Below are 11,344 nucleotides of genomic sequence, written 5' to 3'. Positions count from 1 at the left end.
CCCGGCGGGGATCTGGTCGGTGGAGAAGGTGTAGACGCCGTCGCCGTCGATGTCCTGCAGCCACGACTGCAGGCACCACGGCTGCCAGTCACCCGAGCAGCCGAGCTCGCTCTGGAAGCTGCCCGCCGCGGTGGCGATCGTCGAGGTCACGTCGTCGGTGACCCAGTGCGTCTCGTGGTCGTAGTAGAACTTGACGTCGGCCGCCACCGGGATGTCGAACGCGATGTTGGCGCCGTCCGGCACGGCGCCGGCGCCGTAGTTCTCGTCCCAGGAGTCGTTGAGCGCCGCCTTGTACTCGTAGGAGCCGGCGGGCAGCGAGAACGTGGCCTGCCACACGTCGTCCTCGGCGTCGTACGCCAACTCGGTCGCCGCGCAGTCGGGTTGCCAGTCGCCCGTGCAGCCGAGCTCGTCCTGCAGCGACCCGGCGATCGCCACCGAGGTCGGGGCGGGGGTGTGGTCGGCCGATGCCGTGGCGGGCAGGACGGTCGAGACGAGCAGACCGGCGGTGACGGCGCCGGCGATCAGACGACGAGTGAGCATGTCGACTCCCTGGGACGTAGCGGCTGCGGGTCGCCCGTGCGAGGCGGCCCGAGTCCGATCTTGCTCCACCTGCGGCCGCGATGAAAGCGTTTTCATCGGTTTTCAGAAACTTGACGATTCGTTGACAAATCGTCAGGTGGACACGTGCCGTCGGCGGTCCCGATCCCGTGCCGACGACGGTCGCCCGACCGCGGTCGGCGGCGCTCAGCGGCCGCGGAAGCGGCCTCTCCCGATTCCGGTACAGGCCTCTACCGATTCCGGTGCAGGCCTCTACCGATTCCGGTAGAGGGTGATCTTGTCCTCGCCGACCCGCTCGCGGAACTCGGGGTCGTCGATGCCCAAGCCCTCCTCGGGTGCCAGGCACAGCACGCCGAGCTTGCCCTCGGCCTTGTTCTGGTGGACCGCGAGCGCCGCCTCGCCGACCCGGTCGAGCGGGTACACGTCGCTCATGATCGGGTGGATCTTGCCCTGGCAGATCAGCTTGTTCGCCGCCGCCGCCTCGTGGTAGTTGGCGAAGTGCGACGAGATCAGCCGCTTCAGCTTCATCCACAGGTGGCGGTTGTCGAACTCGACCATGTAGCCCGACGTCGCTGCGCACGTGACCACGGTGCCGCCGCGCTTGACGGCGAAGACCGAGGCGCCCATCGTCGACCGCCCCGGATGCTCGAAGATGATGTCGGGGTCCTCGCCGACCAGCTCGCGGATCTTCTTGCCGAACCGGCGCCACTCGGACTCGTCCTGCGTGTGCTCGTCCTTCCAGAACTGGTAGCCCTCGGCCCGTCGGTCGATGACCGCCTCGCAGCCCATGTCGTTGAGCAGCTGCACCCGCTCGGGTGACGACACGACGCCGATCGGCGTGCCACCGCCGTTGAGGATGTACTGGATCGCGTAGCCGCCGATGCCACCGGTGGCCCCCCACACGAGCACGACGTCGCCCTGCTTCATGCGGGCCGCGTTGCGCCCGACGAGCATCCGGTACGAGGTCGAGTTGCAGAGCGCGTTGACCGCCGCCTCCTCCCACGTCAGATGGGTCGGCTTCGGCATCAGCTGGTTGGCCTTGACGATCGACAGGTCGGCGAGGCCGCCGTAGTTCGTCTCGAACCCCCAGATCCGCTGATTCAGAGCGAGCATCGAGTCGTCGTGGGCAGTCGGGTCCTGGTCGTCGACGTGGTTGCAGTGCACCGTCACCCGGTCGCCCGGCTTCCAGTTGCGGACCTCGCTGCCGACCTGGAGGATCACGCCCGACGCGTCGGAACCCATGACGTGGAACGGCTGGTCGTGGCGCCGCGCCGACTCGGACTCGCGGCCGAGCCGCTGGAGGAAGCCGAACGTCGGCAGTGGTTCGAAGATCGACGTCCAGACGGTGTTGAAGTTGATCGACGACGCCATCACCGCGACGTAGACCTCGTCGTGTTCGAGCTCGGGGGTGGGCACGTCGTCGATGTGGATCGACTTCGTGGGGTCCTTGTCGGCGGACGGCACCCCCTCGAACATGTCGGCCTCGTCGCGCTTGACGAACGCGGCCCGGAACGACTCCGGGATCGGGAGGTTGGCCAGCTCCTCGCCGGAGGCCCCGGCCTGGATCGCTTCGAGGATGTGTTCCATGGCCCCAGGTTACTCCCCGGTAACCGAGCGACGGAAGCCGGCGACGGGGTCGAGGGCACCGGCGGTGTCCTCGTACGATGCGTCCGTGGTGGCGGGGACGTGGCCCTGCGTCGGACGCGACGCCGAGCGGGCACGGATCCGCGACGCGTTCGAGTCGGCCGTCGACGGGAGCGGCGGCGTCGTCGTGATCGCCGGCGCCGCCGGTGCCGGGAAGTCGCACCTCGTCCAGGCCGCACTGGGGGACACCGAGGGGATCGAGATCTGCGCCGCGCCGTGTCGCGGCGTGACGGCGTCGCCGTTCGGCGTCGTGCTCGAGGCGCTGGGCACGTCGCTCGGCGAGCTGTTCGGCCCGACGTTCCGTCGCGGTTCGCTGGTCGAAGCCGGTGCCGGCGACGTCGGGCGCGTCGTCATCGCGGAGCAGCTGCACGAACACCTCGAGACCCGGTGCGGGTCGGGCCCGGTCGCGATCGTGATCGACGACCTGCACGTGATCGACGCTGCCTCCGCGGAGTGGTTGGTGAACGTCGCCGAGCGCGCCGCGTCGATCGGTGTGGCGCTCGTGGTGGCGAGCCGTCCTCCGGCGGCCGGCACGCCGGCCGCACACCTGTGGGACCGCCTCGCCGCGGTCGCGACGTCGCTCGAGCTCGGCCCGCTCGCGGATGCCGCCGTGCAGGAGCTCGCCGAGTGGCACGTGGGGCGGGCGATCGGGCCCGAGCTCCGGCGCGTCCTGGCAGCAACCGGGAACGTCCCGCTGCTCGTCACGGCACTCCTCGAGGCGCTCGGCGACGACGACCTGGTCACCGGTCCGGCGACGTCCGACGTGACGGCCACCACCAGTGCGCGTCTCTGCGACGACGCTCCCCACGCGACGCTCGCCCGGCTGCGCGATCTCGACGCGCCTGCTCGCAGCGTCCTCCAGGTCGTCGCGCTCCTCCAGCCGGCGTGCACCGCGGCGCACGTGGGCCAGGTGCTCGGTCACCCGATCGCCGAGGTCGTGTCGACGATCGACCATCTCGAGCGGATCGGCCTCGTGGTCCTGCGGTCGTCGCACGTCGAGATGCGACACGATCTCTACCGAACCGGGGCGCTCGCCATCATGTCGCCCGCCGCGCGCAGCGCACTGCACGCCTCCGCCGTCGAGGTGTGCGGCGCTCTCGGCGATCCGGTGCACGTCGTCGCGCACCACGTCGTCGAATCGGGGGTCGGTGGTGAACGGGCGGTCGACCTGCTCGTTGCGGCAGCGCGGGACGTGGTCGACCTCGACGCCGTCCACGCAGTCGAGCTCACGGACCGTGCCATGGAGCTCGCCCGTGTCGCGCCCAGGGAGCTCACCCGCGTGCGCGTCCGAGCGCTCGCCAACCTCGGCCGGACGGCGGAGAGCGAGGTGCTGGTCCGATCGTTGCTCCGGGACGCGAACCCGCTCGAAGAGGCCGAGCTCCGTCGCGACCTGGCGTTGGCGCTGTTCCAGCAGGGCAGGGCGACCGAAACGATCGAGGAGATGCGGGCGGCGCTCGCTGCGAGCAGCGACCCGTCGGCCTCGAGCCGCCTGGAGGCAGAGCTGTCGTTCGCGCTGTTGCTGTCCGGGGACTTCGAGGGCGCCGACGGGATCGCGCGGCGTGCCGCCGACACCGGTCGGGCGATCGGCGACATCGCCGCGGTCGTCGCCGCCGAGATGGTCGGTTGCCTCACCGCCCACTACCGCAACGACGCCGACCGCGCGGCCGAGCTGGCCGACGACATCGTCGCGCTCGCCGCGCTCCCCGAGGCCGCCGACGCCGTCGTCTATCAGCCCTGGTTCGCCGCGTCGCTGTTCCGTCTCGAGTCGGATCGACCCGAGCTGGCGCTGCGCATCAACGCCGACGGTCGGCGGCGCGTCCGTGACGGCGGCCAGCTCTGGATGCTGCCGGCGTACGACGCGCTCGACGCGCTGGTCGCGCTCCGTCAGGGCGAGCTCGCCGATGCTGAAGCGGCCGCTCGCGGAGCTCTCGCCTACGGCGTCGAGGATCGCCTCGGGGTGGCCGTGTGGTGCCACGGCTTCCTCGGCCGGATCGCGCTGCACCGCGGCGACGTCGAGTCGGCCGAGGCGTCGCTCGAACGCGGCGATCGGCTCGTCGCCGAGGGGCGGGCGCAGCTCGGATGGGAGCACCTCGCCCTCGTCCGTGCCGGCCTGCTCGAGCGTCACGGTCGCCGCGGCGAGGCGCTCGCCGTGCTCCGTGAGATCTGGGAGCTGTTCGTCGCTCTCGGCGTCGCCTCGGGCCTCCAGGACCTGGTACCGGCGATCGCCCGGCTCGCTGCACCGCTCGACCCCGAGCTGCTCGGCGACGTCCGTGCGGTCAGCGAACGCTGGGCGTCCGAGCTCGGCGTGCCGACGTGGCGGGCGAACGCGCTCGTCGCCGGCGGCTGGGTCGACGGCGAGTCGAGCCTGCTCGGTGACGCTGCCGAGGTCTACGCCTCGGCCGGCCGGCGACTGCAGGCGGCATCGGCGCTGCGCAGTGCCGCCGAGCTCGCCGACCGGATCGGCGACGACAACCAGGCCACGCGCTGGCGCCGGGATGCGGTCGACGCGTTGGCGGCGTGCGGCGCGCACGGTGATGCCGCGGCGCTCTCGGCGTCGGTGGCCAACGATCCGGCGTCGGGCGCGTCGGCGTCGCGTCCCGCCGGTCTCGCGCCGTTGTCGAAGCGCGAGTACGCGGTGGTCGAGCTGGTCGCGGCCGGCCTCACCAACTCCGAGATCGCAGAACAGCTCTACGTGTCCCGGCGCACGGTCGAGAGCCATGTCTCCGCGGCGTACCGCAAGCTCGATGTCGCGAATCGCGTCGAGCTCGCCCGCCGCGGACTCGGCGTCGCCGATCGCACGACGACCTGAAGCTCGCCACCGGCTGGTCGTCACCGGTCGGTACCGGTCGGTGGCGGCTGGGGTGTCACGGGCGCGGGCTGGCGCAATGAGCACGGGCCAGAATCCGTGCGCGCACGGAGGTTTCGCGGGAACCGCTTCCGTACTGTCGATCGGACGGTGGCGTGATGAGCGGGACGACGGCATGGCTTGGGGTGATCGCACACGTGGTCGCCGTGGTGTGGACGACCGCCGCGGCGATCGCGATCGGGGGCGTGGCCTGGCTCGTGCTGACCGGTCACTCGCTGGAGGTCGTCACGACCGGCAGCATGGCGCCGTCGTCGCCACAGGGCGCGCTGGCGATCCTCGAGGACGTCGATCCCGCCGACGTGCGGGTCGGTGACGTCATCACGTTCGAGCACCCGGACCTCGTACCGCTGCTCATGCACCGCGTCGTCGACGTGCACGAGCAGGACGGCGGTCGCTTCTTCCGAACGCAGGGTGATGCCAACGCCGCGGCCGACGGGCGCGCCGTGCCGGCCCGCGACGTACGAGGTCGGCTGCGATGGAGCCTGCCGCACCTCGGAGCGGCCGCGACGTGGCTGCGACCACCGCGCGGACTGATCGTGCTCGTCGGCGTGCCGCTCGTGGGGACAGCGCTCGCCGAGGCCCGCGCCCGCCGCTCGTCCACGACCCGTGGTGACCGCATCGTCGGCGGCCGAATCGGCGGTGACGAGCACGGTGGTGACCGGTTCGGCGGCGCCCAGATCGACGGTGGCCGTGCCAGTGGTGACCGGACCGGCCTCGACCAGACAGGAGCAGGAACATGGACGGATACGGACGACTCGTCGGCCGGCGGCGGGGTGCACGATCTCGCATCGGCGTCGTCGGGGCCGGGCTCGGCGTTGCACTCGCTGCCACGCTCGGTGCCGGCGTCGTCGCACTCCTCGCCGACTCGGTGACGATCGAGGACAACAGGATCGTCTCGGGCGAGCTCGACTTTCGGGCGCTCGACGTGATCGCCGGGTTCGCGACACCTGGCGAGACCGGCTGCCCGAAGGGCGCTGACGGGCCGGTGCCCGGCGACGTGTTCGACGTCGCGCTCGAGGTGCAGGCCGACGCATCGGTCGAGGGCGAGACGACGCTGACGCTCTGCTACCGCAACGTCGGCGACGAGCCGGCGTTCATCCAGATGCGGCTGGTCGGCGTCAAGTCGATCGAGGGCGCGGCGTGCAGCCCGGGGGAGGCCGACGCCGACGACGGCTGCGCCGACGGCGATGTCGGCGAACTGCTCCCGACGACCGTGAGCTGGGCCGGCTGCGGCGAGGCAGGCTCGAACCCGTTCGCCGGCGATGGCACCATCGTCTGGGACCGCGACATCGCCCAGCCGGGCGAGGCATGCGATGACGTGAAGATCACGTTCGCGTTCGAGGCGCCGCCGGCGACCGCTCCGGCGTTGCAGTCCGACGCGCTGGTGTTCGACATCCGCCTCGACGCGACGGAGCCGACGCCGTGAGCGGCCGGTTCGTCGCGATCCGATCGCTGGGACGGACGACGCTCGCGCTCGGCGCGGTCGGCAGTGTCGCACTCGGCGCCGGCGTCGTCGCCCTCCTCAGCGACCGCGTCGACCTCGCCGACCTCCGCCTCGACCTCGGTACCGCCGAGTCGAGCATGGACGTGCGGGCCGGGCTCGGCGACGACTGCTTCGCGGAGGGCTCGGTGCTCGGCCGGCAGGTCGAGGTCGACATCGCAGTGGAGCCGGGTGGCGATGCGGTGATCGAGGACAGCTTCGAGCTGTGCGTTCGCAACCTCTCGGAACGCCGGGCGGGGCTCACTGCGTCGATCGCCGACCTCGTGTCGTTCGAGATCGGCGAGTGCGCAGCGGACGAGATCCGCTTCGGGGATCGCACGTGCGGGGACGGCGCGCCGGGCGAGGCGTTCGACGTCGCCGATCGGGTCGAGATCCGCTTCGAGGTGACCGGCGGCTCGAGCGCGTCCTGCCTGTCGGGTCGCACCGCACGGCGCGAGCGCGCCGTCAACCATGTCGCGCCGCTCGGTGCCATACCACCTGGTGCGGTGTGCCGGCTCCGGGCGACCTACCAGCACGTCCTGGCCCGAGACCCGGACGCCGAGCTGGCGGCCATCCTGGCGCAGACCGATGCCGTCCAGTACGACCTGGTGATCGAGGGCAGGGACGCACGCAACACCCTTGCCGATCCGGAGGGCTCGTCATGACCGGGCGGCTCGGTCGCTGGTCGATTCGCAGCGCGCTCGCCGCCGGGCTGGCGGTGAGCCTCGTGCTCGGCGCCGGTGTCGTGGCGCTGCTCAGCGACGTGGTGACGATCGGCCCCATCACGCTCAGCAGCGGTGAGGTGGACCTCGCCCACGACGTGCGCGTCGGGTTCGCCGACGAGGCGGACCCGACCTGCGCCGAGGGCGTCGACGGCCCGATCACCGGGCTCGTGCGCGATCTCGAGTTCGAGGTCGTCAGACAGGACCGGGTCAACGCGACCGCAGCACCGCTCGAGCTCTGCCTCGCCAACGTCGGTGCGGTTCCCGCCCGCATCGACATCGAGTGGGCGCTGCTCTCGGACGCGGAGTCGGGCGCATGCACCGACGTCGAGCGAGAGCTCGGTGGAGACGTCACGTGTGAGGACGGCGACGACGGGGAGCTCGTCGAGCTGCTCCCGAGGTGGCGGCTCCGAGCCGAGGCCGACTGCACGGACTCCTCGACCGGTCAGTTCTCGGGTGGAGGCGTGGTGGTGCCGCTTCGGATGTCGTTCGACGCCGGCGCGTCGTGCTCGCGGCTGGGCCTGACGCCGTTCCTCCGGGGCCTGACGCTCGAGCAGGCCGCTCGGGCGCAGACCGACAGCGTGGTCCTCGAGATCCGGGTGATCGCGACCGACGTCCGGTGACGTGACCTTCGCCGATCAGTCGGTGCCGGCCAGCGCCTCGCGGAGCTTCAAGCGTCGACCCGTGCTGACGATCGCCCGCCTGAACACGACCGCGCCAACGCGACTGGCCAGAACGACCGCGGCGATCAGCAGCAGTATCGAGGCGCCGTACTCGATCGGCGAGCCGGCGCCGATCGCGATCCGGTAGGGCTCGACCATCGGCGACAGGAGCGGGATGTACGCGAGCACGGCGCCGAGCGTCGAGTCGCCCGCCGTGATGGCCAGCGCGTAGCCGAGGATCAGGAACAAGGTCAGCGGCAACACGACGACGCCGGTCTCCTCCTGCCGGGCGACGAGTGCCCCGAGTGCGCCGGCCACCGTCAGGTAGAGCGCGAGTCCGGCGACGAACCAGATCGACGACGCCACGATCGTGCGGCCGAGGTCCTCTGGGAGGTCGCCGCCGGCGAGCAGCCGCACGATCACCGGCGTGGTGCCGGCGATCAGCGTGAGCAGGCCGATGCAGCCGACGCCGATCACCTTCCCGAACAGCAAGGACCTCGGCGGCACGATCGCCAGCAGGACCTCGCTGACCCGGTTCGACTTCTCGACCGCGACCGCCCCCGCCACCTGACTCGAGAGGATGACGATCAGGATGTAGAGCATCATCGTCACGCCGAACGCCGCGCCCTCACGGGCCTCGCGTTCCGGTTCGATCGGCTCGACCTCGGGGACGGCGGCCACGAATGCCGCGTTCACACGCGCCGGGTCGATGCCTTCGTCGGTCAGCCGGGCGGTGACGACGCGGTCGGCCACGATCTCACGGACGATGACCACGAGGTCGGAGTCCTCGTCCTCGACGAGCAGGTTCGGGTGGCCGCCGAGGATCACCGCCATGTCTGCGTCGCGGTTGGCGATCGCCTCAGCGCCGTCGCGGCGGTCGATGCCGGTGGACACCTCCAGGTCCCGCACCGGCGTCGACTCGAGCGCGGCCACGACGCCGAGCGTGTCGGGCCCGACCACCATCACGCGGTTGTTGTCGTCGTCGGGGATCAACTCGGGTGCCAGCACCAGCGCCGTCGAGCCGAGGAACGTCAGCGCGATCAGCGCCCAGACGCCCTTGCGGCGGAGTGCCTCGCGCAGCTCGCGCTCGATCACGAGCCGCGTCGCCCGGGCGCTCACCGCCGGACTCCGGTCGCCGCGAGGAAGAGCTCTGACAGCGTCGGCGCCTCGACGCCGAAGTCGACGAGCTCGCTGTGGCGGCGGACGGCGTCGAGCACGACCGTTGCATCGGCACCGGGCTCGAGCAGGATCCGGCTACCCGCCGCGTCGCCCCGCACGTCCCGGACGGGAAGCCCGGTCAACCAGTCGGGTGGCACGTCGACGTCGACGCGCAGGTAGCGGTCGGGGCTCGCCGCACGCAGCTCGCGCACGGGTCCGCTCATCACGACGCGGCCGCGGTCGATGAGCACGATCGACTCGCAGAGGTCCTCGACGAGGTCGAGCTGGTGGCTCGAGAACACGAGGTGGCCACCCCGGTCGACGTGCTCGCGGATGACGGCGGTGAGGAAGTCGACGGCGCCGGGGTCGAGCCCGGCGAACGGCTCGTCGAGCACCAGCAGCTCGGGCCCGTGGACCATTGCGGCTGCGAGCTGGACGCGCTGTGCCATCCCACCCGACAGCTCGCGGATCGGATCCCGGGCGCGGTCGCCGAGACCCAACTGCTCGAGCAGGTCGATCGCCCGTTGCCGGGCCTGCACCCGGTCGACGCCGTACAGCCGGGCCAACCAGACCAGGTGATCGAGCGTGCGCATCTCGCGGTAGAGACCGCGTTCTTGTGGCATGTACCCCCACGTCCGGCGGGTCGCACCGCCGACCGCGCCGCCACGCCACCGGACCTCGCCCTCGTCGGCGTCGAGCACGCCGAAGATGATGCGCATCAGCGTCGTCTTGCCGGCGCCGTTCGGCCCGAGCAGGCCGACCACCGTGCCGGGCGGCACGTCGAGATCGACGCCGTCGAGCACCCGTCGACCGTCGAAGCTCTGCACCGCCCCGATCACCTCGAGCGATTCGGACACGGCGCCACGATCGCACACGGCAGGTGGAACCGCAGGACATGAACGGGTCGCGACCGCCCACTTCCGGCGGGGAGCTACCGCGCGGTAGCGTTCGTCCATGGCTGGATCCGTCATCGTCGCCGGCGCTCGCACTCCCATCGGGAAGATGTCGGGCGCGCTCTCCTCACTCACCGCCGCCGACCTCGGCGGGCACGCGATCACCGAGGCGCTGCAGCGCGCCGGTGTCGCACCCGAACAGGTCGACCACGTGATCATGGGCCAGGTCCTCATGGCCGGCCAGGGTCAGGTGCCGTCGCGCCAGGCGGCCGCCAAGGCCGGCATCCCCATGAGCGTGCCGGCCGTCAACGTCAACAAGGTCTGCCTGTCCGGGCTCAACGCCGTCTACCAGGCCGACCAGATGATCCAGTCCGGCGACGCCGACATCGTGGTCGCCGGTGGCATGGAGTCGATGACCAACGCGCCCTACCTGGCGGCGGGTGCGCGGGGCGGGTTCCGGTACGGACACACCGAGCTGACCGACGCCATCATCACCGACGGTCTGTTCTGCGCGTTCGACTCCTGCCTGATGGGGCTGGGCACCGACCGGTACACCGGTGACTCCATCAGCCGTGCCGAGATGGACGAGGTGTCGGCTGCCTCGCACGAGCGGGCGGCGACCGCCACCAAGGACGGCGTGCTGGCCGACGAGATCGTTCCGGTCTCGATCCCGCAGCGCAAGGGCGACCCCGTGCTCGTCGAACACGACGAGGGGATCCGTCCCGGCACCACCGCCGAGAGCCTCGGGAAGCTGCGACCGGCGTTCGACCCGGAGGGGTCGATCACCGCCGGCAACGCGTCGCAGATCAGCGACGGCGGTTCGGCGCTCGTCGTGATGTCGCGGGCTGCCGCGGACGCCGCAGGCGTCGAGCCGCTCGGCGAGATCGTCAGCTACGGCATGGTGGCGGGGCCCGACAACGCCTCGCTGAACCTGCAGCCCGCCAACGCGATCCACAAGGCGCTGTCGAAGACCGACCTGGCGGTCGGCGACCTCGACCTGTTCGAGCTCAACGAGGCGTTCGCGGCCGTGGGCATCGCGTCGACCCGTGAGCTCGGCGTCGGGATGGACGTCGTCAACGTCAATGGTGGCGCGATCGCGCTCGGCCACCCGATCGGGATGAGCGGCAACCGGCTGGCGCTGACCCTGCTGCACGAGCTCCGCCGCCGCGGCGGCGGTACCGGCGCGGCCGCGCTCTGTGGTGGCGGCGGGCAGGGCGACGCGATCATCCTGCGGACGCCGTGACGACGGTTCCCTGACGGGTCGGGGTTTCGTCGAGAACGTCGTGATCGCACCCGCGCTCCCCGCCGGCTTTTTGCAGAGCCCTGACGCAACGGCGGTTGACACTGTTCCGTCATTTCCG

Annotated in this window: 9 protein-coding genes and 1 pseudogene; 6 read left to right on the top strand and 4 right to left on the bottom strand. The window is 71.4% G+C overall.

Features of this window, described 5'->3' with window-relative positions:
* Positions 1-540 (bottom strand): annotated as a pseudogene (locus QNJ12_RS00595) (alpha-amylase); the annotation flags it as partial.
* Positions 541-810: 270 nt separating this feature from the next.
* Positions 811-2,145, bottom strand: coding sequence for a crotonyl-CoA carboxylase/reductase (gene ccrA, locus QNJ12_RS00590; protein ID WP_300617477.1), 1,335 nt, complete (start codon positions 2,143-2,145; stop codon positions 811-813).
* 85 nt (positions 2,146-2,230) lie between these two features.
* Here ccrA and QNJ12_RS00585 point away from each other — a divergent pair, with 85 nt between their 5' ends.
* From QNJ12_RS00585 to QNJ12_RS00565, 5 genes are all read left to right on the top strand, one after another.
* A complete protein-coding gene (locus tag QNJ12_RS00585) occupies positions 2,231-5,011 on the top strand; it encodes a helix-turn-helix transcriptional regulator (RefSeq protein ID WP_300617472.1) in 2,781 nt (926 codons plus the stop codon).
* 155 nt (positions 5,012-5,166) lie between these two features.
* Complete coding sequence (locus tag QNJ12_RS00580; protein WP_300617469.1) at positions 5,167-5,940, top strand: signal peptidase I; 774 nt, start codon at positions 5,167-5,169, stop codon at positions 5,938-5,940.
* Positions 5,937-6,494: a hypothetical protein gene (locus QNJ12_RS00575; RefSeq protein ID WP_300617467.1), complete on the top strand. Its 558-nt coding sequence runs from the start codon at positions 5,937-5,939 to the stop codon at positions 6,492-6,494. The genes QNJ12_RS00580 and QNJ12_RS00575 overlap by 4 nt, the downstream gene beginning before the upstream one ends.
* Positions 6,491-7,213, top strand: a complete 723-nt coding sequence (locus QNJ12_RS00570; protein ID WP_300617464.1) for a hypothetical protein — start codon at positions 6,491-6,493, stop codon at positions 7,211-7,213. The genes QNJ12_RS00575 and QNJ12_RS00570 overlap by 4 nt, the downstream gene beginning before the upstream one ends.
* A complete protein-coding gene (locus QNJ12_RS00565) occupies positions 7,210-7,893 on the top strand; it encodes a hypothetical protein (protein ID WP_300617461.1) in 684 nt (227 codons plus the stop codon). Before QNJ12_RS00570 ends, QNJ12_RS00565 begins: the two co-directional genes overlap by 4 nt.
* A gap of 15 nt (positions 7,894-7,908) precedes the next feature.
* On the opposite strand, the gene QNJ12_RS00560 is transcribed toward QNJ12_RS00565, so the two are convergent.
* Both QNJ12_RS00560 and QNJ12_RS00555 read right to left on the bottom strand, forming a co-directional pair.
* Positions 7,909-9,051 (bottom strand): ABC transporter permease, encoded by a 1,143-nt coding sequence (locus QNJ12_RS00560; protein WP_300617458.1) that lies wholly within the window; start codon positions 9,049-9,051, stop codon positions 7,909-7,911.
* Positions 9,048-9,947, bottom strand: coding sequence for an ABC transporter ATP-binding protein (locus tag QNJ12_RS00555; protein WP_300617455.1), 900 nt, complete (start codon positions 9,945-9,947; stop codon positions 9,048-9,050). The genes QNJ12_RS00560 and QNJ12_RS00555 overlap by 4 nt, the downstream gene beginning before the upstream one ends.
* Positions 9,948-10,044: 97 nt before the next feature.
* Between QNJ12_RS00555 and QNJ12_RS00550 the strand changes: the two genes are divergently transcribed.
* Positions 10,045-11,226, top strand: coding sequence for an acetyl-CoA C-acetyltransferase (locus QNJ12_RS00550; protein WP_300617452.1), 1,182 nt, complete (start codon positions 10,045-10,047; stop codon positions 11,224-11,226).
* Positions 11,227-11,344 lie beyond the last annotated feature (118 nt).

The organism is Ilumatobacter sp. (assembly GCF_030065885.1).
GTDB lineage: Bacteria > Actinomycetota > Acidimicrobiia > Acidimicrobiales > Ilumatobacteraceae > Ilumatobacter.
The sequence above is the reverse complement of the archived record's forward strand: the minus strand, read 5'-3'. Positions and strand labels throughout refer to the sequence as shown.

Excerpts from the sequence above, each read along its gene's own strand:
- ccrA (WP_300617477.1), bottom strand. The coding sequence starts at position 2,145 with ATGGAACACATCCTCGAAGCGATCCAGGCCGGGGCCTCCGGCGAGGAG.
- QNJ12_RS00580 (WP_300617469.1), top strand. The coding sequence starts at position 5,167 with ATGAGCGGGACGACGGCATGGCTTGGGGTGATCGCACACGTGGTCGCC.
- QNJ12_RS00565 (WP_300617461.1), top strand. The coding sequence starts at position 7,210 with ATGACCGGGCGGCTCGGTCGCTGGTCGATTCGCAGCGCGCTCGCCGCC.
- QNJ12_RS00550 (WP_300617452.1), top strand. The coding sequence starts at position 10,045 with ATGGCTGGATCCGTCATCGTCGCCGGCGCTCGCACTCCCATCGGGAAG.